Source organism: Plantibacter sp. LMC-P-059a (genome assembly GCF_030209505.1).
Classification (GTDB): domain Bacteria; phylum Actinomycetota; class Actinomycetes; order Actinomycetales; family Microbacteriaceae; genus Plantibacter.
In genome coordinates this window covers 194,886-220,920 of the sequence record NZ_JARVRZ010000003.1, presented here as the reverse complement: position 1 = coordinate 220,920, position 26,035 = coordinate 194,886, and the positions used below count along the sequence as shown (strand labels likewise).

At 69.3% G+C, this 26,035-nt stretch carries 23 protein-coding genes; 9 read left to right on the top strand and 14 right to left on the bottom strand.

Annotation, left to right across the window (positions count from 1 at the left end):
* Positions 1-111 precede the first annotated feature (111 nt).
* Together QRN27_RS08305 and QRN27_RS08300 are read left to right on the top strand one after the other, a co-directional pair.
* On the top strand, positions 112-3,879 hold the full coding sequence (locus QRN27_RS08305; protein ID WP_285041677.1) for a multifunctional oxoglutarate decarboxylase/oxoglutarate dehydrogenase thiamine pyrophosphate-binding subunit/dihydrolipoyllysine-residue succinyltransferase subunit: 3,768 nt from the start codon (positions 112-114) through the stop codon (positions 3,877-3,879).
* 109 nt (positions 3,880-3,988) lie between these two features.
* Positions 3,989-5,692, top strand: coding sequence for a cation:proton antiporter (locus QRN27_RS08300; RefSeq protein WP_285041675.1), 1,704 nt, complete (start codon positions 3,989-3,991; stop codon positions 5,690-5,692).
* A gap of 16 nt (positions 5,693-5,708) precedes the next feature.
* Here QRN27_RS08300 and QRN27_RS08295 read toward each other — a convergent pair whose 3' ends face one another.
* Both QRN27_RS08295 and QRN27_RS08290 read right to left on the bottom strand, forming a co-directional pair.
* Positions 5,709-5,960, bottom strand: coding sequence for a zf-HC2 domain-containing protein (locus tag QRN27_RS08295; RefSeq protein ID WP_056012616.1), 252 nt, complete (start codon positions 5,958-5,960; stop codon positions 5,709-5,711).
* Positions 5,957-6,568, bottom strand: a complete 612-nt coding sequence (locus tag QRN27_RS08290) for a sigma-70 family RNA polymerase sigma factor (RefSeq protein ID WP_056013420.1) — start codon at positions 6,566-6,568, stop codon at positions 5,957-5,959. Before QRN27_RS08290 ends, QRN27_RS08295 begins: the two co-directional genes overlap by 4 nt.
* A gap of 121 nt (positions 6,569-6,689) precedes the next feature.
* On the opposite strand from QRN27_RS08290, the gene aroA reads away from it, so the two are divergent.
* The 3 genes from aroA to bcp are packed head-to-tail and all read left to right on the top strand — an operon-like array spanning position 6,690 to position 9,605.
* Positions 6,690-8,039: a 3-phosphoshikimate 1-carboxyvinyltransferase gene (gene aroA, locus QRN27_RS08285; protein ID WP_285041673.1), complete on the top strand. Its 1,350-nt coding sequence runs from the start codon at positions 6,690-6,692 to the stop codon at positions 8,037-8,039.
* A 4-nt stretch (positions 8,040-8,043) separates the two neighbouring features.
* Entirely contained in the window at positions 8,044-9,111 is a 1,068-nt protein-coding gene (rsgA, locus tag QRN27_RS08280; protein WP_285041671.1) for a ribosome small subunit-dependent GTPase A, read from the top strand.
* 14 nt (positions 9,112-9,125) lie between these two features.
* Positions 9,126-9,605, top strand: a complete 480-nt coding sequence (bcp, locus tag QRN27_RS08275; RefSeq protein ID WP_285041669.1) for a thioredoxin-dependent thiol peroxidase — start codon at positions 9,126-9,128, stop codon at positions 9,603-9,605.
* A gap of 24 nt (positions 9,606-9,629) precedes the next feature.
* Here the strand turns inward: bcp and QRN27_RS08270 are convergent, their stop codons facing one another.
* Entirely contained in the window at positions 9,630-10,055 is a 426-nt protein-coding gene (locus QRN27_RS08270) for a hypothetical protein (protein ID WP_157580023.1), read from the bottom strand.
* Between the two features lie 193 nt (positions 10,056-10,248).
* Here QRN27_RS08270 and QRN27_RS08265 point away from each other — a divergent pair, with 193 nt between their 5' ends.
* A complete protein-coding gene (locus QRN27_RS08265) occupies positions 10,249-10,497 on the top strand; it encodes a WhiB family transcriptional regulator (protein ID WP_056012627.1) in 249 nt (82 codons plus the stop codon).
* 91 nt (positions 10,498-10,588) lie between these two features.
* On the opposite strand, the gene QRN27_RS08260 is transcribed toward QRN27_RS08265, so the two are convergent.
* The 4 genes from QRN27_RS08260 to QRN27_RS08245 all read right to left on the bottom strand — a co-directional run bounded on the left by QRN27_RS08260 (position 10,589) and on the right by QRN27_RS08245 (position 14,639).
* Positions 10,589-12,088 (bottom strand): sensor histidine kinase, encoded by a 1,500-nt coding sequence (locus tag QRN27_RS08260; RefSeq protein ID WP_056012629.1) that lies wholly within the window; start codon positions 12,086-12,088, stop codon positions 10,589-10,591.
* A 138-nt stretch (positions 12,089-12,226) separates the two neighbouring features.
* Positions 12,227-12,562 carry a histone-like nucleoid-structuring protein Lsr2 gene (locus tag QRN27_RS08255; RefSeq protein ID WP_056012632.1) on the bottom strand — a complete coding sequence of 112 codons (336 nt, stop codon included), beginning with the start codon at positions 12,560-12,562 and terminating at the stop codon, positions 12,227-12,229.
* Positions 12,563-12,771: 209 nt separating this feature from the next.
* On the bottom strand, positions 12,772-14,052 hold the full coding sequence (locus tag QRN27_RS08250; protein WP_285041667.1) for a CpaE/TadZ family protein: 1,281 nt from the start codon (positions 14,050-14,052) through the stop codon (positions 12,772-12,774).
* Positions 14,052-14,639: a CpaB family protein gene (locus QRN27_RS08245; RefSeq protein ID WP_285041665.1), complete on the bottom strand. Its 588-nt coding sequence runs from the start codon at positions 14,637-14,639 to the stop codon at positions 14,052-14,054. The genes QRN27_RS08250 and QRN27_RS08245 overlap by 1 nt, the downstream gene beginning before the upstream one ends.
* A 256-nt stretch (positions 14,640-14,895) precedes the next feature.
* On the opposite strand from QRN27_RS08245, the gene QRN27_RS08240 reads away from it, so the two are divergent.
* Positions 14,896-15,192 carry a helix-turn-helix domain-containing protein gene (locus QRN27_RS08240; protein WP_285041663.1) on the top strand — a complete coding sequence of 99 codons (297 nt, stop codon included), beginning with the start codon at positions 14,896-14,898 and terminating at the stop codon, positions 15,190-15,192.
* Between the two features lie 34 nt (positions 15,193-15,226).
* Here QRN27_RS08240 and QRN27_RS08235 read toward each other — a convergent pair whose 3' ends face one another.
* Positions 15,227-15,817 (bottom strand): hypothetical protein, encoded by a 591-nt coding sequence (locus QRN27_RS08235; protein ID WP_285041661.1) that lies wholly within the window; start codon positions 15,815-15,817, stop codon positions 15,227-15,229.
* A gap of 160 nt (positions 15,818-15,977) precedes the next feature.
* Here QRN27_RS08235 and QRN27_RS08230 point away from each other — a divergent pair, with 160 nt between their 5' ends.
* Positions 15,978-16,478 (top strand): Rv3235 family protein, encoded by a 501-nt coding sequence (locus tag QRN27_RS08230; protein ID WP_285041659.1) that lies wholly within the window; start codon positions 15,978-15,980, stop codon positions 16,476-16,478.
* A gap of 82 nt (positions 16,479-16,560) precedes the next feature.
* Here the strand turns inward: QRN27_RS08230 and secA are convergent, their stop codons facing one another.
* On the bottom strand, positions 16,561-19,407 hold the full coding sequence (gene secA, locus QRN27_RS08225) for a preprotein translocase subunit SecA (RefSeq protein WP_285041657.1): 2,847 nt from the start codon (positions 19,405-19,407) through the stop codon (positions 16,561-16,563).
* Between the two features lie 226 nt (positions 19,408-19,633).
* On the opposite strand from secA, the gene QRN27_RS08220 reads away from it, so the two are divergent.
* Complete coding sequence (locus tag QRN27_RS08220; protein ID WP_285041655.1) at positions 19,634-20,254, top strand: PadR family transcriptional regulator; 621 nt, start codon at positions 19,634-19,636, stop codon at positions 20,252-20,254.
* Here the strand turns inward: QRN27_RS08220 and hpf are convergent.
* The 5 genes from hpf to mtrA form a co-directional block, all read right to left on the bottom strand.
* Entirely contained in the window at positions 20,229-20,873 is a 645-nt protein-coding gene (gene hpf, locus QRN27_RS08215) for a ribosome hibernation-promoting factor, HPF/YfiA family (protein ID WP_056012652.1), read from the bottom strand. The genes QRN27_RS08220 and hpf overlap by 26 nt on opposite strands.
* A gap of 140 nt (positions 20,874-21,013) precedes the next feature.
* Complete coding sequence (locus tag QRN27_RS08210) at positions 21,014-21,712, bottom strand: ComF family protein (protein WP_285041654.1); 699 nt, start codon at positions 21,710-21,712, stop codon at positions 21,014-21,016.
* Positions 21,713-21,806: 94 nt separating this feature from the next.
* Positions 21,807-23,537 carry an LpqB family beta-propeller domain-containing protein gene (locus QRN27_RS08205; RefSeq protein WP_285041652.1) on the bottom strand — a complete coding sequence of 577 codons (1,731 nt, stop codon included), beginning with the start codon at positions 23,535-23,537 and terminating at the stop codon, positions 21,807-21,809.
* Positions 23,530-25,221, bottom strand: coding sequence for an MtrAB system histidine kinase MtrB (gene mtrB, locus QRN27_RS08200; RefSeq protein WP_194670629.1), 1,692 nt, complete (start codon positions 25,219-25,221; stop codon positions 23,530-23,532). Before mtrB ends, QRN27_RS08205 begins: the two co-directional genes overlap by 8 nt.
* A gap of 6 nt (positions 25,222-25,227) precedes the next feature.
* Positions 25,228-25,911 carry an MtrAB system response regulator MtrA gene (gene mtrA, locus QRN27_RS08195; RefSeq protein WP_056012662.1) on the bottom strand — a complete coding sequence of 228 codons (684 nt, stop codon included), beginning with the start codon at positions 25,909-25,911 and terminating at the stop codon, positions 25,228-25,230.
* Between the last annotated feature and the right edge of the window lie 124 nt (positions 25,912-26,035).

Below are 26,035 nucleotides of genomic sequence, written 5' to 3'. Positions count from 1 at the left end.
GTCCGAGCCGCGCCGACGGCGGAATGGGTTTAGGCTTGATGACTGGATCGTGCGGGCATGTTCCCTGCCCGCAAACAGCAAGAATTCAACGGAGAGAGTGGGCGATCGACGGTGTCGAGCCAGATGACCGGAGTGGGCGCCGAAGACGGCGCAACGAACGAATTCGGAGCCAACGAGTGGCTCGTCGACGAGATGTACGAGCAGTACCTCGTCGACAAGGATTCCGTGGACCGCTCCTGGTGGCCGATCCTCGAGCACTACCGACCGGTGAACGGTGCCGCCCAGGGAACGACGGGCGACCAAGCCGACGCCGGTGCGGCTGCTGGCGGTGGGAGCTCACCCGCTCCGACGGCCCCCGCCGAGGACGCGGCCAACCGCGTCAACCCGCCGACGGCTCCGATCCAGGTCATCGGCGCGCAGCCGGTGGCCCGCACCACCTCGGTGCAGGCGAAGCCGGCCCCGATCCCGGCCGACGCCCCCATGACGAGCCCGAACCAGGTCCAGCAGCCGAAGAGCGACCAGACCGAGCCCGCTCCCGAGGACGTCGACAAGGTCACGGTCCTGAAGGGCATGGCCAAGTCGCTCGCCACGAACATGGACGCGAGCCTCACGGTCCCGACCGCGACGAGCGTGCGCACCATCCCCGCGAAGCTGATGATCGACAACCGCATCGTCATCAACAACCACCTGAAGCGCGCCAGAGGCGGCAAGGTCAGCTTCACCCACCTCATCGGTTGGGCGCTCATCCAGGCGTTGAAGGACTTCCCGAGCCAAAACGTCTACTACGAGGAGGCCGACGGCAAGCCGACGGTCGTCGCGCCCGCCCACATCAACCTCGGCATCGCCATCGACCTGCCGAAGCCCGACGGTTCGCGCGCCCTCATGGTCCCCGGCATCAAGCGCGCCGACACCCTCACGTTCAACGAGTACCTGTCCGCCTACGAGGACCTCGTCACCCGCGCCCGCAAGGGCAAGCTGACCGGGGCCGACTTCCAGGGCGTGACGATCTCGCTCACGAACCCCGGCGGCATCGGGACGGTCCACTCGGTCCCACGGCTCATGAAGGGCCAGGGCTGCATCATCGGCGCCGGCGCCCTCGAGTACCCGGCGGAGTTCCAGGGCGCCTCCGAGCGCACGCTGAACGAGCTCGCGATCGGCAAGACGATCACCCTCACGAGCACCTACGACCACCGCGTCATCCAGGGCGCAGGCTCCGGCGAGTTCCTGAAGGTGGTGCACGAGCTCCTCATCGGCAGCCGCAGCTTCTACCAGGACATCTTCGCGGCCCTCCGGATCCCCTACGACCCGATCCACTGGTCGCCCGACATCAGCGTCGACCTCGCCGACGCCGTCGACAAGACCGCCCGCGTCCAGGAGCTCATCAACGCGTTCCGCGTCCGCGGCCACCTCATGGCCGACATCGACCCGCTGGAGTACGTGCAGCGCTCGCACCCCGACCTCGAGATCGAGACCCACGGCCTCACGTTCTGGGACCTCGACCGCGAGTTCGTCACGGGGGCCTTCGGTTCGGCGCGGACGGCGAAGCTGCGCGACATCCTCGGTGTCCTGCGCGACTCCTACTGCCGCACCACGGGCATCGAGTACATGCACATCCAGGACCCCGCGCAGCGCAAGTGGATCCAGAGCAAGGTCGAGCGCAAGTACGAGAAGCCGACGCACGACGAGCAGATGCGCATCCTCGGCAAGCTCAACGAGGCCGAGGCCTTCGAGACCTTCCTGCAGACGAAGTACGTCGGTCAGAAGCGCTTCAGCCTCGAGGGCGGCGAGTCGACCATCGCCCTCCTCGACACCATCCTCCAGGGTGCCTCCCAGGCCCAGCTCGACGAGGTCGCCATCGGCATGGCCCACCGCGGCCGCCTCAACGTCCTCACGAACATCGCCGGCAAGACGTACGGTCAGATCTTCCGCGAGTTCGAGGGCACGCAGGACCCGGCGAGCCACGGTTCCGGCGACGTGAAGTACCACCTCGGCACCGAGGGCACGTTCAAGGCCGAGGACGGCCGCGAGATCCCGGTCTACCTGGCCGCGAACCCCTCGCACCTCGAGGCGGTCAACGGCGTGCTCGAGGGCATCGTCCGCGCGAAGCAGGACCGCGGTCCCATCGGTGCGTTCGGCACCCTCCCGATCCTCATCCATGGTGACGCAGCGATGGCCGGTCAGGGTGTCGTCCTCGAGACGATGCAGCTGTCCCAGCTCCGCGGCTACCGCACCGGCGGCACGGTCCACGTCGTCATCAACAACCAGGTCGGCTTCACGACGCCTCCCGGCGAGGGCCGTTCGTCGATCTACAACACCGACGTCGCGAAGACCATCCAGGCGCCGATCTTCCACGTGAACGGCGACGACCCCGAGGCCGTCGTGCGGGTCGCGGAGCTCGCCTTCGAGTACCGCCAGGAGTTCAAGCGCGACGTCGTCATCGACCTCGTGTGCTACCGCCGACGCGGCCACAACGAGGGCGACGACCCGTCGATGACGCAGCCGCTCATGTACAGCCTCATCGAGGCGAAGCGCTCGGTCCGGAAGCTCTACACCGAGGCGCTCGTCGGCCGTGGCGACATCACCGAGGAGGAGTACGAGGCCGCGCACCGCGACTTCCAGGACCGCCTCGAGCGCGCCTTCATGGAGACGCACGCCGAGCAGACCTCGCCGACGCCGATCCCGACGGAGGTCCTCGACGAGGACGGTTACTCCGGCGAGCTCGAGACGACCGGGGTCTCGGAGGGCGTCGTCCAGCTGATCGGCGACGCGTTCAACAACAAGCCGGCCGGCTTCACGGTGCACCCGAAGGTGCAGCAGCTGCTCGAGAAGCGCCTCGACATGAGCCGCAACGGCAACATCGACTGGGGCTTCGGCGAGCTGCTGGCCCTCGGGTCCGTCCTCATCGAGGGCACGCCGGTGCGCATGTCCGGTCAGGACTCCCGCCGCGGCACCTTCGTGCAGCGTCACGCCGTCCTCCACGACCGGGTCAACGGCCAGGAGTGGCTGCCGCTCGCGAACCTCAGCGACAACCAGGCACGGTTCTGGATCTACGACTCGCTCCTCAGTGAGTACGCGGTCATGGGCTTCGAGTACGGCTACTCGGTCGAGCGGGCCGACGCCCTCGTGCTGTGGGAGGCGCAGTTCGGTGACTTCACCAACGGCGCGCAGACCATCATCGACGAGTTCATCTCCTCCGCGGAGCAGAAGTGGTCCCAGCGGTCGAGCGTGACGCTCCTCCTCCCCCACGGCTACGAGGGGCAGGGGCCCGACCACTCCTCCGCGCGGATCGAGCGGTTCCTCCAGCTCTGCGCTGAAGACAACATGACCGTCGCGCGCCCGTCGACCCCGGCGTCGTACTTCCACCTGCTGCGCCGTCAGGCGTACGCACGCCCGCGCCGCCCGCTCGTCGTCTTCACCCCGAAGGCGATGCTGCGACTGCGTGGCGCGACCAGCCCGGTGGCCGACTTCACCTCGGGTCGCTTCGAGCCGGTGATCGACGACGCCAGGATCACCGACAAGTCGGCCGTCAAGCGCGTCCTGCTGCACTCCGGCAAGATCCACTACGACCTGCTGAGCGAACTGCAGAAGCAGCCGAACGAGGAGATCGCCCTCGTCCGCGTCGAGCAGTTCTACCCGGTCCCCGCGGCGGAGCTGAACGCGGTCGTCGCCCAGTACCCGAACGCCGAACTCGTCTGGGTGCAGGACGAGCCCGAGAACCAGGGTGCATGGCCGTTCATCTGCCTCGAGGCCGCGAAGCACCTCGAGGGCCGGACGATCCGCAACGTGTCGCGGACCGCTTCCGCGTCACCCGCGACCGGTTCCGCGAAGCGCCACGCCGCTGAGCAAGCCGAGCTGCTGCGCACGGCGCTCGCACTCTGACGCGACAGCTGACGACGAAGGCCGCCCGTGGAAACGGGCGGCCTTCGTCGTCAGCGGGACGACAGCGATCCGTGGGTGGTCGGTGAGCCAGCGCCAATAGGCTGACGCCATGGACTTCGCATTCCTCGCCGTCGTCGCGGTGGTGACCATCGTCGCGGTGGCCCGCTTCGCGACCAGGCTGCGCGTGGCAGCCCCACTCATCCTCGTCCTCGTCGGGCTGGCGCTCAGCTATCTGCCGTTCGTGCCGGACGTCGAGGTCAAGCCGGAGTGGATCCTCGCCGGCGTGCTGCCCCCGCTGCTGTACTCGGCTGCGGTCAACGTCCCGCTGGTGGACTTCCGTCGCAACCTGAAGGCGATCTCGGGGCTGTCGGTCGTCCTCGTCGTCGTCTCGTCCGTGCTGATCGGCCTCATCCTCTCGACGATCCTGCCCGACCTCAGCCTGGCCGCCGGCATCGCCCTCGGTGCGGTCGTCAGTCCGACGGACGCCGTCGCCGCGACCTCGATCGGGAAGCGGCTCGGCATGCCGCCACGCCTCGTCAGCGTGCTCGAGGGCGAGAGCCTCGTGAACGACGCGTCAGCGCTCGTGCTCCTCCGCTCCGCGATCGCGGCGACCGCCGGATCCGTCTCGCTCTGGGGCGTGATCGGCGACTTCGCCTACGCCGTCGCGTTGGCCATCGCCATCGGGATCGTCGTGGGGTTCGTGACCGTCCGCATCCGATCGCGGCTCGGGGACCCCGTGCTGACGACGGTCGTCTCGTTCGCGGTGCCGTTCATCGCATACCTCCCGGCCGAGCACTTCCACGCTTCCGGAGTGCTCTCCGTCGTGGTCGCCGGGCTCTACACCGGTCACCAGAGTGCGAAGTACTTCACCGCTCAGGACCGCATCAGCGAGCGGATCAACTGGCGGACCACCCAGTTCCTCCTCGAGAACGGAGTGTTCCTCCTCATGGGACTGGAACTCGAGGCCATCGTCTCGCAGGTCGAACAGGACGACCTCGGCATCTGGCCGTCGATCGGCCTCGGACTCCTGACCGCCTGCACGCTCATCGTCGTGCGGATCGTCTTCGTCGGCGGCCTCGTCTGGTCGTTGCGTCGGGACGAACGCGAGGCGTTGTCGCGGCGACCGAAACTCGACGAGTTCTCGGCACGATTGGAGGACCACCCCTCGGAGAACCCCCGGTCCGCCAGACGGAAGGCCGCCTTCACCCGGTCGATCGCCCGCCGGAGCGCCGACCTCGACTTCCTCCAACGCGAAGGCCTCGGTTGGCGGGGTGGAGCGGTCCTCGCCTGGGCGGGCATGCGCGGCGTCGTCACGATCGCGGCCGCGCAGTCGCTCCCGCTCGAGACCCCGTATCGGGCCGAACTGGTGCTGATCGCCTTCGTCGTCGCGATCGTCACGCTCCTCCTGCAGGGCGGATCGCTGCCGCTCGTCATCCGGCTGAGCCGGGTGGGCGGCACGGACCAGGAAGCGGCGACGGCGGAGCTGGCGGGCCTCGTCGAGGAGATCTCGACCGTCGGCGTCGCCGCCCTCGACGACCCGCAACTCCAGACCGACGACGGCGAGCCGTTCGACCCCGCCGTCGTCGACCGGGTGCGCACCACCAGCCTCATCCGCGTGGAGTCGGCTGCGGAGCGCACGGACGCCGGCGTCGGGCCGCATGAGCAGTACCGCCAGCTCAGGCGGCGAGTGCTCGACGCTGAACGGGACGCCCTCCTCGACGCGCGCGCGACCGGGAGTTACCCCTCAGAGGTGCTCGCGAGGGCGCAGCGCATGCTCGACGTCGAGGAGTCCCGCCTCGACGGTGCCGGGTGAACCGGAGGGACCGGGGTCAGGCGCTCTCGTGTGCGGCCTGGGTGGCGCGCAGAGAGGCCAGCACCTGGTTCTTGAGGTCCTCGGGTGCCGTCTCCTTGCAGGCGCGCTGCACGGCCTCCGTCAGCGTCTGGGCGACCAGCGCCTCGTTCTGACACTCGGGGCAGCTCGCGAGGTGCTCACGGATGTCCGCTGCCTCGGTCTTGCACACCTCGTGACGGAGGTACTCCTCGAGGTCCTTCTTGGCCTTGTCGCAGCCGCAGTCGCTCATTTCTTGCTCCCCTGCTTCGTCACGCTGAAGCCGCGTGATTCGGCGTAGTCGGCCAACAGGTCGCGCAGGAGTCGTCGGCCACGGTGCAGACGACTCATCACGGTCCCGATGGGGGTCTTCATGATGTCGGCGATCTCCTGGTAGGCGAAGCCCTCCACGTCGGCGAGGTACACCGCGAGGCGGAAGTCCTCCGGGATGGCCTGCAGCGCGTCCTTGACGTCGCTGTCCGGCAGGTGATCGATCGCTTCGGCCTCGGCGGACCGGCTCGAGGTGGCGCTGATCGACTCGGCACCACCCAACTGCCAGTCCTCAAGGTCGTCGATGGTGCCCTGATACGGCTCGCGTTGCTTCTTCCGATACGTGTTGATGTACGTGTTCGTGAGGATGCGGTAGAGCCACGCCTTCAGGTTGGTGCCCTGTTCGAACTGCGCGAACGCGGCGAAGGCCTTCACGAACGTCTCCTGGACCAGGTCCTGAGCGTCCGACGGGTTCTTCGTCATGCGCATGGCAGCGCCGTACAGCTGGTCGATGAACGGCAGTGCCTGTGCTTCGAACAGTGATCGGGGGTCCGGCTCGGCCGGAAGGGCTTCTGGGTCGACGGAGGTCATCACCGGCCAGTCTACGGCCAGCACCCGAGGGCCGTGATCGGCCTCGGTCACCGGTCGTTCCAATACCGCTGTGGACATCCGTTCCTCCTTCTGCTCGTGACCCCGACTACTGTTGGAACCAATGTTGACCAATCCGTATTCCGCACCAGATTTCGACGTGTACGGCGATGCCGAACCCGAGCACGACGACGCAGCCTGGCCGGCGCCCGTCGCGGGTGGGCCGGTCGACGCGTCCGTGTCGCTCCCGGGGTCCAAATCGCTCACGAACCGGGAGCTCGTCCTGGCCGCGCTGGCCGACGGCCCCTCGCTGCTGCGCGCTCCCCTCCACTCGATGGACAGCACCAACATGGTCGAGGCCCTCCGCGCCCTCGGCACGACGATCGTCGAGCGCCCGGCGACGGGTGCGTTCGGCGCCGACTGGCTCGTCACCCCCGGTGAGCTGTTCGGGAGCACGACCGTCGAGTGCGGTCTCGCCGGCACCGTGATGCGGTTCGTCCCGCCCCTCGCCGCCCTCGCCCTCGGTCCGACCGTGTTCGACGCCGACCCCTCGGCCAGGAACCGGCCGATGTCCACGATGATCACCTCCCTGCAGGCGCTCGGCGTCGACATCAGCGACGACGGACGGAAGGCGCTCCCCTTCACCGTGCACGGCACCGGCGCGATCGCCGGCGGGAAGCTCACGATCGACGCCTCGTCGTCGAGCCAGTTCGTGTCGGGCCTGCTCCTCGCCGCTCCGCGCTTCGAACAGGGGCTCCACCTCGTCCACGAGGGTGAACGCCTGCCGAGCCTCCCCCACATCGAGATGACCATCGCCGCCCTCGCGGCACGCGGGGTCACCGTCGAGCAGCCCGCCGTCGGCGAATGGGTGGTGGAGCCGGGGACGATCGCCGGACGCGACGTCGACCTCGAGCCCGACCTCTCCAACGCCGCTCCGTTCCTCGCCGCGGCGCTCGTCACGGGCGGCAGCGTGACCCTGCGCGGCTGGCCGGCGTCCACCACGCAGGTCGGCGCCGACCTGGCCGAGTTGCTCCCCCGCTTCGGAGCGACCGTCACCCTCGTGGGCGACCGCCTGACCGTGACCGGTGGCGAGCGCATCACCGCGGTCGACCTCGATCTCACCACCGGCGGCGAGCTCGCACCGGCCCTCACCGCCCTCGCGGCACTGGCCGACGGTCCTTCCACGATCACGGGCATCGGGCACATCCGTCATCACGAGACCGACCGCCTCGCGGCCCTCGCGACCGAGATCAACAAGCTCGGTGGAGCCGTCACGGAACTGCCCGACGGCCTCCGCATCGACCCCCGCCCGCTCCACGGTGGCGAGTGGTCGAGTTACCACGACCACCGCATGGCGACCACCGGCGCGATTCTCGGCCTCGTCGTGCCCGGCATCACCATCGAGAACATCGCCACCACCGCCAAGACGCTCCCGCAGTTCACCGAGCTGTGGCACGCGATGCTCGGAGCCTGAGCCGATGAGCTGGTGGAGCGACGACGCCGACGATGACGACGACCGACTCGAGATCGACGAGTCGAGCATCCGGATGCGACCGAACCCGAAGGCGAACCGCCCCAGGACGAAGACCCGGCCGGAACATCTCGACGCCCTGACCGCGCGCGTCCTCGCCGTCGACCGCGGGCGGTACACCGTCCTCCTCGACGAGGGCACGCCGGACGAGCGCGTGCTGACGTCCACCCGTGCCCGCGAACTCCGGAAACAGGCCATCGTGACCGGCGACCGCGTGGACGTCGTCGGCGACACCTCGGGCGCCGAGGGCACGCTGTCCCGCATCGTCCGGATCGTGCCGCGGACCACGCTCCTCCGCCGGAGCGGTGACGACACCGACGCCATGGAGCGCGTCGTCGTCGCGAACGCCGACCAGATGCTCATCGTCGTCGCTGCGGCGAACCCCGAGCCGCGGGCACGCCTCGTCGACCGCTACCTCGTCGCAGCCTACGACGCCGGGATCACCCCCATCCTCTGCATCACGAAGACCGACCTGCAGGATCCCGACGAGTTCCTCGCGAACTTCGCCGGGCTCGGGCTCCGCGTGTTCCGCAGCCGCGAGGACGACGTCCCGCTCGCGGAGATCACCGAGGCCCTCGTCGGCCACGACACGGTGTTCGTCGGCCACTCGGGTGTCGGCAAGTCGACCCTCGTCAACGCGCTCGTCCCGACGGCCGAACGCGCCACGGGTCATGTGAACGTCGTGACCGGTCGAGGGCGCCACACCTCCTCATCGACGGTGTCGTTGCGGATCGAGAGCCCCGCCGGTTCCGGATGGGTCATCGACACCCCCGGCGTCCGTTCGTTCGGCCTCGGGCACGTCGACACGGCGAACATCCTGAAGTCCTTCACCGATCTCGCCGAGATCGCGCTCGAATGCCCGCGCGGCTGCACCCACCTGCCGGACGCGCCGGACTGCGCGATCATCGAGGCCGTCGCCGAGGGGCGGCTCGGGGAGAACGGTCCGGCACGCCTCGACTCCCTCCAGCGGCTGCTCGGCACCTTCGCGACGATCAAGGCCGACCAGTACTCCTGAGTAGGCTGGTGGACATGCCCGAACCCATCCGTCTGTCCGCCGGCGACCCGGCTCCCACGTTCACCCTCACCGACCAGGACGGCTCGGCCGTGTCGCTCGCCGACTTCGCCGGCCGACGGGTCATCCTCTACTTCTACCCCGCCGCCATGACGCCCGGCTGCACGACGCAGGCCTGCGACTTCCGCGACAACCTCGCGTCGCTCGCCGGTGCCGGGTACGTGGTCCTGGGTGTCTCGAAGGACTCCGTCGAGAAGCTCAAAGCCTTCCAGGAGGAGGACGGGCTCACGTTCCCGCTCCTCAGCGACCCCGAGCTGACCGTGCACCGGGCCTACGGCGCCTACGGCGAGAAGAACTCCTACGGACGCATCGTCACCGGCGTCCTCCGCTCGACGTTCGTGATCGACGAGGCCGGCGAGCTCTCCCTGGCCCGGTACAACGTGAAGGCCACCGGACACGTGAAGAGCCTCCGGAAGGCACTCGGCCTCGACGCCTGACGGGCGACCGGTGGCCCGCCGCGCTCAGAGCTCGCGGCGGGTCACTGCGGCGACCGCGGGCGTGAACAGGAGCCCGAGGACGACGAGCGACGGCACCAGCAGGCACCATCCGATGGCGGGTTGCGCGAAGACCCCCTGGAACGCGCCGACCGCCACGGCGATCTGCACGAGCTGCCACGTGACCGCGCCACCGCGGATCCAGCTCCGACCGCGCACGGCCCCGAGCGCGAGTGCGGTGACGAACGCCGTCGCGATGAGCAGGATGACGAAGATCGCGAGCGCGCTCGTGAACGATGCCGGTGTCGCCGCGACCAGCTCGAACAGGAACCACGCCGAGAGCCCGATCATGAACAGCGCCTCGACCACGAGGAGGGCCACGAAGGCCAGCACGGCGGGGTGACGGCGTTCCTGAGGGTTCGGAGCGGAAGCGGTGTTGCGGTCGGTACTCACAGGGTTCACCCAAACTTGACTATTGATTTGCTCTTACCGATATGAAACCATGTTTGAGGCCGACATGAGGTCCACGAGGGTGTGGACAGATCCCGATTCCCGGACGATCATCCCCCTCGCATTTCGGCTTTCCCTTCCCGAGACCCCTCACTCGGTTGAAGACATCTCACCATGCAATAAAAGGAGCTCCCCTATGGATTGGCGCGATAAAGCTGCCTGCCTGACCGTCGACCCGGAATTGTTCTTCCCGGTCGGGAACACCGGTCCGGCGGTCGATCAGATCGACAAGGCGAAGGCCGTGTGCGCCACCTGCAGTGTCACCGAGCTCTGCCTCCAGTACGCGCTCGAGACCGGCCAGGACTCGGGTGTCTGGGGCGGCCTCAGCGAAGACGAGCGTCGCGCGCTCAAGCGCCGCGCAGCTCGCGCCCGCCGCGCCTCCTAGTCCTGCACGAGAACCCCGGTGCCGATCACGGCACCGGGGTTCTCGCATGTCTGGGCGGCGGCGGCCCCGTTCGGTCGCCTCCGGTTCGATCTCAGCTCTTGGCGACCCAGCGCATCGGGATCGCGATCGTGACCTCGGTCCCGCTGCCCATCAGCGTGTGCCAGTCGATGGTCCCGCCGAGCTCCCCCTGGATGAGCGTGCGGACGATCTGCGTTCCGAGCCCGGAGCCGACCTTGCCCTCGGGCAGGCCGACGCCGTTGTCGCGCACCTGGACGCTCAGCAACTCGTCGGTGCGGTCCGCGGTGATCTCCACGTCGCCGTCCCGCCCGTTGAGGCCGTGCTCGACCGCGTTGGTGACGAGCTCCGTGAGGGCCAGCGCGAGCGGGGTCGCGTACTCGCTCGGGAGCACCCCGAACGAGCCGGAGGACTTGGGCCGGACGGTGGTGTTGTGCGAGCTCGCGACCTCGGCGACGAGCAGCAGCACCCGTTCGAAGACCTCGTCGAAGTCGACGTTCTGGTTGAGCCCCTCGGAGAGCGTGTCGTGGACGACCGCGATGGCCGCCACACGCCGCATGGCCTGGGTGAGGGCGTCGTGCGCGTCCTCGGAGTGCGTCCGTCGCGCCTGGATACGCAGGAGTGAGGCGACGGTCTGCAGGTTGTTCTTGACCCGGTGGTGGATCTCGCGGATGGTCGCGTCCTTGGTGATGAGCTCCTGCTCCTGGTGGCGCAGTTCGCTGACGTCGCGGCAGAGGACGATCGCGCCGACGCGCTCACCCCGGCTCCGCAACGGGATCGCCCGGAGGGACACCGTCACGCCCTTGTCCTCGATGTCGGTGCGCCACGGAGCGCGTCCGGTCACGACGAGCGGGAGGGACTCGTCGACGGTGACCGTCCCCGTGCCCGAGAGCAGGTGCGTGGTGACGTCCGCGAGCGACTCGCCCTCGAGTTCCTCGGCGAAGCCGATGCGGTTGAACGCGGAGAGTGCGTTCGGGCTGGCGAAGGTGACCGTCCCGTCGACGTCGAGTCGGATCAGTCCGTCGCTGGCGCGTGGAGCGCCCCGGCGGGGTCCGGTCGGCGCCCCGAGGTCGGGGAAGTCCCCGACCGCGATCATCTCGAACAGGTCGCTCGCGCAGTCGTTGAACGTGAGTTCCTGACGGCTCGGGGTGCGCGCTTCGCCGAGGTTCGTGTGCCGGGTGATGACCGCGATCGGTCCGTCGGCGTTCGTCTTCTCGGTCGGTGAGATCCGACGTGCCACCGGGACCGCGCGCACGCGGGTCGGGGTCTCCTCATACCAATCGGGTGCGGACGACTCGATGATCCGCCCGCTCTCGAAACAATCGGTGACCTGCTTGCGCCATTCCTGCTTGATCGACTGACCCACGAAGTCGCGATAGAAGAGGGTGGCGGCACTGGACGGCCGGGAATGCGCGACGGCGATGAAACTCCCCGAATCCGTCGGCACCCAGATGACGATATCCGCGAATGCGAGGTCTGCGAGGAGTTGGCTGTCTGCGAGCAGCATATGCAGCCACTCGACGTCGGCCGCACTGGAGCGGCCCTGGGCGAGAACGAGATCACTGAGCGTCGACACGGTCCCAGTCTAGGCTCGGGCGGCGCGCGTCGAGTGCGGACCGACTCCCGGGACGGAGCCCGCGCCGGGCTGCTCGGCAGACGACGACGGCGCCCGGGACCACGGGGGTGGACCGAGCGCCGTGTCAGGTGCGGGACGTCAGTTGGCGGCGCGGTATGCGTCCTGGACGGCCTGCGGGATGCGTCCACGAGAGGAGACGGCGTGCCCGTTCTTCGCGGCCCACTCGCGGATCGCCGCGAGGTTCTCCGCACTGTTCCGCGTGCTCGTGCCCGAGGTGCGACGGCCACGCTTGACCGGACGTCCGGCGCCGATGAACGGCTTCAGCGATTCGCGGAGGTTCTTCGCATTGTCGGAACCGAGGTCGATCTCGTATTCGGTTCCGTCGATGGCGAACCGCACGGTCTCGCCCGCGCCGGCGGCGAGTTCACTGCCGTCGAGATCATCGATGTAGGTGGTGGTGACTTTCTGAGCCATGGGGGTCCTCCTGAAACAATCCGTGGTGAATCCGACGGTTATTCAATCATAACGAGCCGTCGCAGACGATTACGAATTGCCGCGCGATACCCATTGAATACATCACCCAACGGATAACGGAATCGACTCCCGAAACAATGCAGATGAATATATCGGGGTGCGCTGCATATTCGGGTGTTCACCTGGATATGTATTGGGCGACACTCCCGCTATTCACGGCGCCGTGTCCGCTCGATCGCACGGCGGCGACCGCGGGTGCGTCGGAGCGACCGCCGACCCCGGCCACGGTCGCGGCCTCGCGATGTCGCCGGATGGTCCTCCAGCTCTGCGGAGACGAAGCGGCGCAGCGCTGTGGGGAGCGCGCCACGCGGCGCCTGGTCGCGGAGGCACTGCCCGGCGATGACGGCGGCGTCCACCACCCGCTGATCCTCGGGGAGGAGTGCCGCCGCCTCGATCCCGCCGAAGCGGGAGAGCGTCGAAGCCAGCTGGCCGGCCGGCCCGGTACCGAGCGCGACGCTGCGCAGCCGGTTCACCACGACGGAGATCCTGGTCGGATCGACGAGTTCGACGAGTTCCGCGTGCCCGCGGAGGAGTCGCGTGATCCCGACGGGGTCCGCGGCCCCGACCTCGACCACGCGGTCGGCGGAACCGAGCACCGCGAACGCCGCACCGTTCCGACGCGGAGCGAAGAGGTCGCTCGAGATCTCCTCGTCCGCCTCCAGACAGAACGCCGTGTCGACGACGACGTCGTCCATCCACTCGCGGCACCGCTCCAGGGTCGTCGCGACGCGCTCGGTCGAGAGCTCGGGCCAGCGCGCTGCACGCGAGATGCCGGTGAGCACGCGGAACGCACCGGACGGCGACGGATGCACCACCGCGATGCGCTCGAGCTGTTCGATGTCGAGCGCACCACTGCCGGCCAGGCGACAGGCGGCAGCGAACCCTGGTGCCTCGTCGAGGAGCCCCAACATGGTCGCGACGGACGAGCCGTAGGTGTCGGCATCGACGAGCAGGACGCGTCGACCGCGCGCCGCGAGCTCGCTCGCGATGCCGGCGGCCACCGTCGTCGTGCCCGGCGAACCCGCCGAGCCCCACACGGCGATCACCCGACCCGCTGCCGGTTCCGGCACACGACGGTCGGCGTCACCGAGCTCGATCGGAGCGATGCTCCGCTCGAGCTCCTCCGCATCCACCGGCAGGAGCACGACGTCCACGAGCCCGAGCCCGGTGGCCTGGCGACGCTCCGCTTCACCCGAGGCGAGCGCCACGACTCGGGTTCCGACCCGGTCGGCGGTGTCGATGAGTTCCGCCCGGAGGCCCGCGGCGGCGGGTGAGACCAGGAGCACCTCGACGGGCGACCCCGTCGCCAGACGGTCCTCGAGTTCGGCCGCGTCGTGGCAGCGCCACGCGACCCGGTGTCCGAGATCGAGCATCGTCGCGAGGATCTCGCCCTCGACGCGCGGGTCGAGGGCGAGGCCGACCCGCAGCATCAGTGGCCGCCGGGTTCGGTCGGGACCACCGAGAGCAGGTGCGCCGCCGCGGTGGCGGCGAGGACCGTCGCCACCGCGGATCTGGGGACCGCGAGTTCGAGGGCGACCGAGCCACCCCTCGCCAGGAACCCCTCGTCCTCGCTCGCGCGGACGACGGTCGCCGCCGATACCAGCACTTCGGGGACCCCGTACCCGTCGCCCTCGGGTGCCGCAGCCCAGAGGTCGACCACCGTCCCCCGGACGATGTCGGCGCTGAGCCTGCCCGCCGGTTCGACCACGAGGGTGGTCACGCCCACGGCGTCCGCCTCACCCAGGGCCGCGAGCGGTACGAGCTCCCCGGCCGCGATCGTCCGGGTGACGACGGCGTCGTCCGGTGGATCCCCCTGCGCACCGAGGTAGCCCTCCTCGACCGCGCCGAGCCGGGTGTCGATGACACGCAGGGAGGATCGGTCGAGCGGGGTCCCCGGCGTCAGCGTCTCGGACGCCGCGTAGACCGGCACCGTGCGGCTGGAGGTGGTCACGAGCCACCACACGCCGGCGATGGACGCCACGACGAGCATCACGCCCACCAGGAACCGCGGGTCCACCCAGACACGCGAGCGCGACCAGCTCCGATTGCGCGTCGGATCCGGGCTGACAGGGCCGCCACCGGGGCGCGGTCTCCCGTCGGCCCTCGCACCCACCGGCTCCACGCCCGGGCCTCGTTCGATTCCCCGCACCGTCTCCTCCTTCGTCGGCGCACCGTGCGCCGTCTCCGTCCCCATGCTGCCGAGTGCGCGGCGGGCGCCGTGGAAGTTATCCACAGACCTCCGGACGCCGATCGCACGAGAGGATAATCGAGGAATGGAACTGCAGCGCGACCCGGCCCCGCTCGGCCGCTTCCTCACCGTCAGCGATGCGGCGGACGTCCTGAACGTGTCGGCGGCGGAGATCTCCGGACTCATCGAGACCGGCGAGCTGCCCGCAATCAGGGTCGGCCGCAGCGGTCCGTGGCGGATCGAGTTCCCGGCGCTCGAGGCGTTCATCTCGGGTCGATACGAGGAGGCCCGTCGTGCCGGGCTCTGGCACGAGGCCCAGTTCACCGAGCTGACGGAGTTCTCCGGCGCCCCGACACTCCGGCCGCTCCTCCCCTTCAGCTGACGCCCGCGCGGACGATCGGCCGGTTACGGCCGAGTCAGTCCGCCCGCTCGACGACGACGAGTTCCGAGAACGCGATGAGACGGATCTGCTCGACGTCACGGGCGCGCCTGACGGATCCGGGCTCATGCACGGCGAGGTCGAGATGGTCGCGACCGACGCGGTCGATCGTCCCGGCCCATCGGCCGGAGCGCGTGCGCACGAAGACGCCTGAACGTCGGCGAGCGAGGTCACGCAGGAGGAAGGAGATCGTGAGGCGGTCGAGCAGACGTGGCTCGTGCGGCGCGACCTCGTCGAGGCTCCAGTCGACCTGGGTCTCGGTCAACGCGACCGCTGCGACGGCCGAGAGCGGGACGATGAGCTCCTGGCGATCCTGCGTCCCCGCGCTGGCCTGCAACCAGTCCTTGCCAACACTCCGGACCCGAAGCCGCCAGGTGCTGCCGTCGACGAGTTCGACCACCAGCGCCTCGTCGGTGCCGAGATCTGCTTGCAGCGCCAGGACGCGGTCGCGCAGGGTGAGCCGTCCGCGACGAAGCCGCTCGGCCTCCAGTCGCACGCCGGCGTCGTCGGCCTCGAGCTCGTCGTCGAGCTGGCCGGCGAGATCGTCGAACAGGCTGTCCCAACGCATACGCCGACGCTAGTCCGCCGACCGCCCAAGCGTCACGAGTTCTCCACAGTGAGGAACGGCTCGGCGAAGCACTGGACATCGGATCTCTGGCATGGTTAGTTTAACATTCCACATACGGTCGCCCCACTCCGGTCGACCGTCCAACCCCCTCGGAGGCCCCATGACCATCGCTGCACGGCATGACGACGACGAGTCCGCGGCGCGCCCGGCACGCCTCCGGCCGGCCGGCCCACTCCCCGAGCGCCGCACGCGGGAGCCTCGCTCCGTCATCCGTCCGGGGAGCGACGAGTTCTTCGGACACCAGCCCGCACCCCGCGCCGAGCTCCCCGACCCACGGCCACTCCTCGAGAACCTGACCCGCAGCGTCATCGAGGTCATCGCCGGAGCGCGCGACCTCACGCAGCTCGCCCGCTGGATCACGGCCGACGTCCACACCGTCCTGCTGAAGCGGGTCATCCTCGCCGAACGGGCCAGACGCGTCCGCGGGGTCCCGGGGAGCGTCCCCCTCATCTCGATCGGCACCGTCACCGTCACCGAACCACGGGACGGCGTCGTCGAATCCGTCGTCATGGTGCACGGCCGCGCCAGATCCCGCGCCGTCGCCATTCGCCTCGAGGGCCTCGACGGCCGGTGGCGAGCCACCTCCGTCAGCGTCCTCTGAGCGCGGGCGGACGCCCGATCGACGACGAAGCCCTCCGGACCGATGATTCCTGGTCCGGAGGGCTTCGTCGTGCGCGGAGCGACTACTTCTTCTTGCCCTGCTTGCGTCGGTCGGAACGGTTGCTGGGAGCCGCGGGCGCGGCGTCGGACTGCTGTCCGAAGGCCCCACGCGTCGCCTTCGCCGACGGCGCAGACTTGGCCGACGGCGTCGACTTCGTCGCCGGAGCACCCTCGCCGGCGGTGCCGCCGGCCTGCTGCAGGCGCTGAGCGCGCTCCGTCGCCGCCTTCTCGATCTGCCCGCGCTGGTTGCGCACCTCGACGCCGCCCTGCTCGCTCGGCGCGGAGTAGCTCAGCTTCTCGGTGTCGGGCGTCTCCTGCGTCAGACCCTTGGCCGTGATCGCCGGTGCGGCGGCACTCGAGTCGACCTCGCCGTTCACCTCGACCTCGAGGTTGAACAGGAATCCGACGCTCTCCTCGCGGATCTGCCCCATCATCTGCTGGAACATCGCGTATCCCTCGCGCTGGTACTCGACGAGCGGGTCGCGCTGCGCCATGGCACGGAGGCCGATGCCGTCCTTCAGGTAGTCCATCTCGTAGAGGTGGTCGCGCCAGCGGCGGTCGATCACCTGGAGCACGACCCGACGCTCGAGCTCGCGCATCGCGGGCGCCCCGAGGGACTCCTCGCGGTTGGTGTACGCCAGCTTCGCGTCGGAGAGGATCTCGCGCCGCATGAAGTCGCGGTTGATCCGTCCCTTCGCTCCGGCCTCCTGGACCACCTCGTCGATCGTCAGACCCACCGGGTAGAGGGTCTTGAGTTCCGCCCAGAGGGCGTCGAAGTCCCAGTCGTCGCCGTTGCCCTCGCCGGTGTGCTCGTCGAGCACGTCGTCGACGACGCTCTCCAGGAACTGCTGCGCGCGGTCGTGGAGGTCGTCGCCCTCCAGGATGTGGCGGCGGTCGGAGTAGATCGCCTCGCGCTGGCGGTTGAGGACGTCGTCGTACTTGAGCACGTTCTTGCGGATCTCGGCGTTGCGCGCCTCGACCTGCGACTGAGCGCTGCGGATCGCGCGGCTCACGATCTTCGACTCGATCGCCAGGTCGTCGGGGACGTTCTGGCGACCCATGAGGCTCTCGGCCGCGCCGGCGTTGAACAGGCGCATGAGGTCGTCGGTGAGCGACAGGTAGAAGCGGCTCTCACCCGGGTCGCCCTGACGTCCGGAACGACCGCGCAGCTGGTTGTCGATACGGCGGGACTCGTGGCGCTCGGTGCCGAGGACGTACAGGCCACCGGCCTCGATGACCTTGTCGGCCTCCACCTTGACCGCGGCCTTGACCTCCGTGAAGACCTCGTCCCACGCCGCCTCGTACTCCTCGGGCGTCTCGATCGGGCTGAGACCCTTCGCGTTCATCTCGGCGACGGCGAGGAACTCGGCGTTGCCGCCGAGCATAATGTCGGTTCCACGTCCGGCCATATTGGTGGCGACGGTGACCGAGCCGAGCCGCCCGGCCTGGGCGATGATCGCGGCTTCACGCGCGTGGTTCTTCGCGTTGAGGACCTCGTGCTTCACGCCCTTCTTGGCGAGGAGCCGTGACAGGTACTCGCTCTTCTCGACGCTCGTCGTGCCGACCAGCACCGGCTGGCCCTGCTCGTGCCGCTCGACGATGTCCTCGACGACCTGCGCGAACTTCGCCTCCTCGTTCTTGTAGACGAGGTCGGACTGGTCGATGCGCTGCATCGGACGGTTCGTCGGGATGGGTACGACGCCGAGCTTGTAGGTCGACATGAACTCGGCCGCCTCGGTCTCGGCCGTACCGGTCATGCCGGAGAGCTTCTCGTAGAGACGGAAGTAGTTCTGGAGCGTCACCGTGGCGAGCGTCTGATTCTCCGCCTGGACGGCGACGCCCTCCTTGGCCTCGATCGCCTGGTGGATGCCCTCGTTGTACCGACGCCCGACGAGGATACGACCCGTGTGCTCGTCGACGATGAGCACCTCGCCGTTCATCACGACGTAGTCCTTGTCCTTCTTGAACAGGGCGCGGGCCTTGATCGCGTTGTTCAGGAACGAGATGAGCGGGGTGTTCGCGGACTCGTAGAGGTTGTCGATGCCGAGGTAGTCCTCGACCTTCTCGATACCGGGCTCGAGCACGCCGACGGTGCGCTTCTTCTCGTCGACCTCGAAGTCCTCGCCGGGTTCGAGCCGGACGGCGAGCCGCGCGAACTCCTGGAACCAGCGGTTCGCCTCGCCGGAGGCCTTCCCGGAGATGATGAGCGGGGTGCGCGCCTCGTCGATGAGGATGGAGTCGACCTCGTCGACCACGGCGAAGAAGTGACCGCGCTGCACCATGTCCTTGGCCTGCCAGGCCATGTTGTCGCGCAGGTAGTCGAAGCCGAACTGGTTGTTCGTGCCGTAGGTGATGTCGGCGGCGTACTGCTCGCGACGCTGCTCCGGCGTCTGGCCCTCGACGATCACGCCGGTGGTCATGCCGAGCGCGCGGAAGACGCGGCCCATGATCTCCGACTGGTAGGACGCGAGGTAGTCGTTCACCGTGACGATGTGGACGCCCTTGCCGGCGATCGCGTTGAGGTACGCCGGGAGGGTCGCGACGAGTGTCTTTCCCTCACCGGTCTTCATCTCGGCGATGTTGCCGAGGTGGAGGGCGGCACCACCCATGATCTGGACGTCGAAGTGCCGCATGCCGATCGTGCGACGCGCCGCTTCGCGCACCGCCGCGAACGCCTCGGGGAGGAGGTCGTCGAGGGTCTCGCCCTTCTCGAAGCGCTCTCGCAACTCGACGGTCTCGCTCTTCAGCTCCTCGTCGCTCAACTCCGTGAAGTCGTCCTCGAGGGCATTGACCGCCTTCGTGAGGCTGGTCAGCTTCCGGAGGATGCGACCTTCGCCGACGCGAAGGATCTTCTCAAGTGGTGAGGCCACGAATTGCTCTCCATTACGTGTTCCTGATCTCCACCCGGGTCGACTGACCTGGACGGACGGGGTGCACCAGAACGGGGCAGTCCTCTCAACATGTTAGCGGTGAGTCGCTTGAGTGGACCCTGTGTATCGGCCGTCCGCCGATGTCCTCGGAGCGCCGCCGTCCCGCGCGACGGTCCGCTCAGTAGGCTGGTCACACCATACGGCGTAGGTATATGTGGGAGGTTCGATGTCGGTCAAGCACGGTCTCCTCGCGATCCTGGCCTCCGGCGACGACTACGGGTACCGGCTGCGCGCGGAGTTCGACCGCCGGACGACGCCGACGACGGCGCTCAACGTCGGCCAGGCCTACGCGACCCTCGATCGACTCGAGCGCGACGGGCTCGTCGAACGCGCCGCGGTGAACGCGCAGGGTCACGTCTTCTACCGGATCACGACTGCCGGCTTGTCCGTCCTCGACACCTGGTGGTCGACACCGGTCACCACGGGCGCCTCACGGGACGAACTCCCGAACAAGGTCGCGCTCGCGGCGTCGTTGCGCGGGGTCGACGCCCACGGCGTGATCGCGGTGCAGCAGGCGTGGACCCTCGACCTCGCCCAGGACCTCGACAGCACGCTCGCCGCCCTCCCACCGACCCCGCAGGGCGACATCGCGTGGATCGGCCTGGACGCGCGGCGCCGACGCGCCGCCGCGGAACTCGAGTGGCTCGCGGCGACGTCGGCACGACTGCGCGCGCGCGACCCCGCCTTCGACGTCGGGACCGACACACCACGACGCGGCCGCCCGGCGAACCGGGCGACCGCGTCGGCGGGTGGAGCTGACGTTACTTCGAGCCGTCCTCGAGGCTGATCACGCCGTAGTCCCAGCCCTTCCGGCGGTACACGACGCTCGCGCGCTCCGAGGCGGCGTCGATGAACAGGAAGAAGTCGTGACCGACGAGTTCCATGCGGTCCACCGCCTCCTCGAGGCTCATCCACTCGGCGGGGAACTCCTTCGTGCGGATCACGACGGGCGAGTACGCCTCGGGTTCCTCGTCCTCTCGGGTCAGCGTCGCGACGCTCCCGGTCGCGACCTGCTCGATGAGCTCCGGTGCCGCGGGCGTGATGTCGACCCCGCTGAAGCCCTCGCTGCTCGCCGCATGCAGGGAGGTCCGGTGCTTGCCGCGGTGTTCCTGCTTGCGGTCCTTGGACCGGCGGACGCGCTCGAGCATGCGAGCGATCGCCAGGTCGAAGGCGACGTACTTGTCGGAGCCGGTCGACTCCGCCCGGACCAGCGGCCCGGGTCCCACGAGCGTGAGCTCCACGCGGTCCTCACCCTTGCGACCATTGGCGTCGTTGTGGCGGGACACCTTGATGTCGAGCGACTGTGCCTGCTCGACCAGATGGGCGACCTTCTCCGCCTTCTCGGTCGCGTACTCGCGGAACCGATCGGTGATGCCGAGTCCAAGTCCGACGATGTTGATATCCACGTTCGACCTCCTCATCCGGCTGACCACCCGGTCTCGGGCGGTCATTCGCGCCGTTCTGCCACCGTAGTGCCCGAGGCTGCGGAAGTCATCAGCAGAGTTCGGTGTGTGTTCACCCGGCGGCTGTCCGGTACCTCGACCGTTCACCCGTCGACCCGGGCGAGCGCGACGACACCGGCCACGACACCACCCGCCGCGTGGACCGCGCGGATCGCCTCCGAGACCGTGGCGCCGGTCGTGACGACGTCCTCGACGAGGAGGAACCGACGGCCGTCGAGCGGTTCACGCGCGACGAGTGCACCGTCCAGGTTCGCGAACCGCTCGACGCGGCCGAAGTCGCGTTGATCGGCCGGCTCACGGACCCACCGGAGCGGTCGGTGTGGTCGGGCGCCGAGCCGCCGGACGATCCGCTCCACCGGATGGAAGCCCCGCTCCCGCGCGGCGCGTCGTCTGGCCGGGACGGTCGCGATCTCGGGGGCGACAACATCGGTACCTCGTGCCGCCTCGGCCATCGCGAGCCGGAACGCGGGTTCCAGCGCTGCGGCCAGCGGCCGGACGAGCCCGACCCGTGCGTCCTCCTTGTAGGCGAGCAGGACGGCGCCGACGAGCGCGTCGTACCGACGAGCAGCGAGGCCCGGGGTGCCGTCAGGGCAAGACCAGCGAACCCGGGCGTCGCCCCCGGGCTCGTCCGGTGCACACAGACGGGTGCGACACCGGTCGCAGAGGCCGCGGTCGGGAGACCCGCAACCGGCGCACACCACGGGCACGAGCAACGCCCAGGCGTCGAGACAGGCCGCCCGGGTCGCATCGAGGGCCGCCTGTTGATCGAGCGTCGAAGTCATGCTCCGATGATCCTGCGCCGCCGGGACGTCGCGGGGCAGGATCGATCGATCGGGCACGCCGACGGGCCGGCGGCACGGTGTGGAGCGCAGTCGCTCAGTCGGGCGAACCCAATTGCGTCGCGATGAACCGGACGTCACCGCCCGCCTCCTGCCAGCTCGATCCCCGCGGGAGCAGGAGCCGGCCATCGCTCGTGAGCGCCCGGAGCTGGGTGAGTCCGTTCCCGCCGACGAGGGTCGTCACGTTCGCCAGCGGCGGCACCGGCGCCGAGCGCCCGCCGATCTGCTGCGTGAGGATCGTCGTCTGATCGTCGCCGTCGAGGAGCACGGCGACCGTGATGTCGTCGACCCAGGTGACGGTCTTCGCCGCCGAGGACATCACGCGGAGCTCGACGGGGTCGCCGAGTCGCAACGGCGCGTTCCGATCCCCGCGGATGATCGCCGCGGCCACCAGTCGGGACTGGGTCCCGTCACGCAGGAGAGCGACCAGACGGGTCCCCTCCCTGGAGACCTGGATCGAGTCGATCGTGGACGCACCCGTCCAGCTCGTGGTGACCTGGACCGTGCCACCGGCGGCGTCGTGCGCGAGCAGCGCCGTGGGTGCGGAGGCCGGGACGGTCCAGGTGAACCCGAACGGATCCATGGTCGGCGGCAGCAGCCCCGGCCGGTCGTCCACCAGCCGGACGTCGCCGTCGGCCTGGACGACCGTGACGCCCGCCGCGGACCGCACCGCCGCCTGGTCGTGGTCGGCCGAGAGCACCGCCGCGTCCGCTCCGGCCGCGACGACCGCCGCCGAGATCCCCGGCACCGTCTCGATCCCGTCGCCGGAGGCGAAGCCGAACTCGTCACCGCGCTGCACGAGCGCCCTAGGGTCGACGCGTGGTGCGGCGAGCGTCAACGGTGACACCGTCTGGGTCGAGTTGCCGACCACGGTGATCGCGACGTTCGAGACCGCTGCGACACCGCCCACGCTGCCGGACAGCTGCACGAGACTGCTCGTCAGCTGGAGCTGCATCCGCTGGAGGGTGACGGCGTCGGCCTGCAAGGCAGGTTTGGTGAGGTCCACGCGGGCGGTACCCGCCTCGACCGGGACCGCGTCGCTCGTGAGTGACGTCCCCTCGGGGAACGCCGTCGCGACCGCGCCCTTCAACCACTCCGCGGGCCCGTCGAGCAGCGCCCCGACGATCCGCGTCGCCGTGGATGCCCGGGACGGGAACCACCGCTGGTCGGGCACGAGTCGCGTGTAGCTCGGGTCGAAGTAGCTCAGCGAGTACGCCGCGAAGACGTCGGCGAAGGTCGAGGCCTCGAGCACGATGCCGGGTGGGGCGGACGCGATGCGCCACTCCCCCCGCACCTGGATGAACCCGTACGTCCAGCTGAGGGGCGAGGAGTTCGCCGATTCCCGGTACTCGCCGCGGTCGTCCACCGCGGCCACGGGGCTGACCGTCAGCTGCACCGCGTCGGCGACGGGCGCGAACGTCCGTCCGCCCTGGTCGATCGTCACCCCGGCGTCGGGATCCCAGTCGGACCGGAGCTCCGGTGCGAGGAACTCGCGGGCGATCTCGTAGTTGTTCTGCGGACTCGCGGCCGCGTCGACGAAGCCGCGCAGGATCTGCTCCTGGGTCGCGCCCTCCGTCGGGCCTGGCGCGATGAAGTTGACGTCCACATCGCCATCGCCACCTCCGACGGTGCCGCCGTCCTGCACCGAGCCGCCACGAGGGATGCCGACGCAGGCGGAGAGCACCGCGACGAGCAGCACCGGGAGGGCGGCGGCGGCGAGCCGACGCGCGACGGATCGTCTTCGAGGTCGTGCGGAGCGGTCAACCACGTGCATCCTCCTCATCGTCGTCGGGTGCGGTCACCGTCTGGAGCGAACGCGTCGTCGGGGCGGTCAGCTCGTCGACGATGGACTCGATCGCGTCGTCCGGGGGCAGACTGATCGGCGATCGCACGATCTCCGTCCCCGGCTCGCGCGGGATCGTGAGGCGGAACGACGAACCGCCCGCCGGCTCGGACCAGACCTCCAGCCAGCCCTCGTGGAGGATCGCGTCCTCGAGGGAGATGGCGAGCCCGAGACCCGTTCCACCGATGGTCCGTTTGCGCGACGGGTCCGCGCGCCAGAAGCGGTCGAACACCCGCTCCGTCGCCTCGGGGGTCATGCCCTGGCCGTAGTCCCGGACGGCGATGGCGACCGAGGACTCGTTGCTGTCGACCGACACCACGATCGGTTTCCCCTCACCGTGCTCGATGGCGTTGCCGATGAGATTGCGCACGATCCGACGGATGCGGCGTGGGTCCATCGGGACCGCCGAGTACCCGCCGGGCGCGACGATGCGGAGATCCGACCCGGTCGGCTCCGCGAGGGGACGCAGCTCGTCGACGACCTCTTCCGCAAGATGGACGAGGCTCGTCGGCTCGAGATCGAGCTCGATGCTCCCCGCGTCGTACCGGCTGATCTCGAGCAGGTCGGCGAGCAGGATCTCGAACCGGCCCACCTGGTCGTGCAGCAGCTCCGCCGTCCGCTCCGTCGCCGGGGGGAACGAGTCCCGCTGGTCGTAGAGCACGTCGCCGGCGAGCCGGATCGTCGTGAGCGGCGTGCGCAGCTCATGGGAGACGTCCGAGACGAACCGCTGCTGCACGAGCGAGAGCTCGGCCAGTTCCTTGATCTGTTTCTGCATGCTCGCGGCCATGCCGTTGAAGGACCTGGCAAGCGTGGCGAGCTCGTCCTCACCCTTCTCCGGCATGCGGACGTCGAGGTCACCACCGGCGAGGCGTTGGCTCGTCTCGGCGGCGGAGCGGATGGGCGTCGCGACGAACCGCACGATGAACCACGCCGCGCCGCCGACGAGGATCATCAGGCCGACACCGGCGAGGAACAGGGTGCGTTGGACGAACCCGAGCGTCTGCTCCGACTCGTTCAGGTCGTACCCGAGGTAGATCTCGTACGACCCCGCGGTCGGCATCGACACCTCCGAGCCGACGACGATGCCGGCGGTCGACGAGCCGTCCGCGGTGGTCAGGGTGACCGACTGCCACTGGAGCGTGTCCGGGTCGGCTCGGACCGCCTCGGTGAGTTCGTCCGAGATCACGCCACCGGCGAGCCCGGGTGATTCGAAGCCCGGCGGGGTCACCTGGCTGAAGTCCTGACCCGGAGCGCGGTAGGCGGCGATCAGGCTGCTGCCGGACGTGGTCTGGAGGTCGGTCCGCACCGTTCCCATCAGCTGCTGCAGGGCGACCCGCTCGCTGGCATCCGAGGCGTCGAGGATGCTCTGCGCCGAGGCGATGGCTCGACTGGAACCGGCGAGCGCCTGCTGCAGCCGGGACTGGAAGAGGTCGTTCCCGATGCTGAAGGAGAGGTAGGCACCCGTCAGGAGGATGGCGAGCCCTGACAGCCCGACGGTGATGGCGACGGTCCGGAACTGCAGCGAGCGCCGCCACTGCGAGCGCAGCTGCTGCGGCCACGTCCGCCAGAGACGCCAGTCGGCCGCCCAGCCGGCGAGTCGGGAGGCCATGTCGGATCAGCCGGTGACGGCGCCGGCGCGGTACCCGACGCCGCGGACCGTCATGACGATCTTGGGGTTGTCCGGGTCTTCCTCGACCTTGGCGCGGAGCCGTTGCACGTGCACGTTCACGAGCCGGGTGTCGGCCTTGTAGTGGTACCCCCACACCTGCTCGAGCAGCATCTCGCGGGTGAACACCTGCTGCGGCTTGCTCGCGAGCGCGAGCAGCAGGTCGAACTCCAGCGGGGTGAGTCCGATGACGCCGTCGGCGCGACGGACCTCGTGGCCGGCGACGTCGACGGTGAGGTCCCCGATGCGGAGCGTCTCGGCGAGGTCGGCGGCCGGGGCGCGCAACCGCGTGCGGATCCGTGCCACGAGCTCCTTCGGGTTGAAGGGCTTGACCATGTAGTCGTCGGCTCCGGATTCGAGGCCCTTGACCACATCCGCGGTGTCGGACTTCGCGGTCAGCATGATGACGGGGACGCCGGACTCCTGCCGGATCAGGCGACAGACCTCGATCCCGTCGATCCCGGGGAGCATGAGGTCGAGCAGGACGAGGTCGGGCTTCGTGTCGCGGAACGCCTGGAGCGCGCCGCTGCCGTCCGCGCAGAACGACGGCTCGAAACCCTCGGTGCGCAGGACGATGCCGATCATCTCGGCGAGTGCGGTGTCGTCGTCGACGACGAGGATGCGTGCGTTCATAGCTCCGTCTCGGGTGTGACCGGCCGGCCGCGCTGCCTGACCGGTGTCCTTACGTCTCGCCTCAGCGTAGTCGAACTGTCCCCCGGAACCGCCGAAGGACCGATCGCGGACCGGCCCGGTGTGA

Bases quoted from the DNA above. Each gene is read 5' to 3' on its own strand.
- QRN27_RS08300 (WP_285041675.1), top strand. From the start codon at position 3,989: ATGGACTTCGCATTCCTCGCCGTCGTCGCGGTGGTGACCATCGTCGCG.
- QRN27_RS08295 (WP_056012616.1), bottom strand. From the start codon at position 5,960: ATGAGCGACTGCGGCTGCGACAAGGCCAAGAAGGACCTCGAGGAGTAC.
- QRN27_RS08290 (WP_056013420.1), bottom strand. From the start codon at position 6,568: ATGACCTCCGTCGACCCAGAAGCCCTTCCGGCCGAGCCGGACCCCCGA.
- aroA (WP_285041673.1), top strand. From the start codon at position 6,690: ATGTTGACCAATCCGTATTCCGCACCAGATTTCGACGTGTACGGCGAT.
- rsgA (WP_285041671.1), top strand. From the start codon at position 8,044: ATGAGCTGGTGGAGCGACGACGCCGACGATGACGACGACCGACTCGAG.
- bcp (WP_285041669.1), top strand. From the start codon at position 9,126: ATGCCCGAACCCATCCGTCTGTCCGCCGGCGACCCGGCTCCCACGTTC.
- QRN27_RS08265 (WP_056012627.1), top strand. From the start codon at position 10,249: ATGGATTGGCGCGATAAAGCTGCCTGCCTGACCGTCGACCCGGAATTG.
- QRN27_RS08255 (WP_056012632.1), bottom strand. From the start codon at position 12,562: ATGGCTCAGAAAGTCACCACCACCTACATCGATGATCTCGACGGCAGT.
- QRN27_RS08250 (WP_285041667.1), bottom strand. From the start codon at position 14,052: ATGCTGCGGGTCGGCCTCGCCCTCGACCCGCGCGTCGAGGGCGAGATC.
- QRN27_RS08240 (WP_285041663.1), top strand. From the start codon at position 14,896: ATGGAACTGCAGCGCGACCCGGCCCCGCTCGGCCGCTTCCTCACCGTC.
- QRN27_RS08235 (WP_285041661.1), bottom strand. From the start codon at position 15,817: ATGCGTTGGGACAGCCTGTTCGACGATCTCGCCGGCCAGCTCGACGAC.
- QRN27_RS08230 (WP_285041659.1), top strand. From the start codon at position 15,978: ATGACCATCGCTGCACGGCATGACGACGACGAGTCCGCGGCGCGCCCG.
- QRN27_RS08220 (WP_285041655.1), top strand. From the start codon at position 19,634: ATGTCGGTCAAGCACGGTCTCCTCGCGATCCTGGCCTCCGGCGACGAC.
- QRN27_RS08210 (WP_285041654.1), bottom strand. From the start codon at position 21,712: ATGACTTCGACGCTCGATCAACAGGCGGCCCTCGATGCGACCCGGGCG.
- mtrB (WP_194670629.1), bottom strand. From the start codon at position 25,221: ATGGCCTCCCGACTCGCCGGCTGGGCGGCCGACTGGCGTCTCTGGCGG.
- mtrA (WP_056012662.1), bottom strand. From the start codon at position 25,911: ATGAACGCACGCATCCTCGTCGTCGACGACGACACCGCACTCGCCGAG.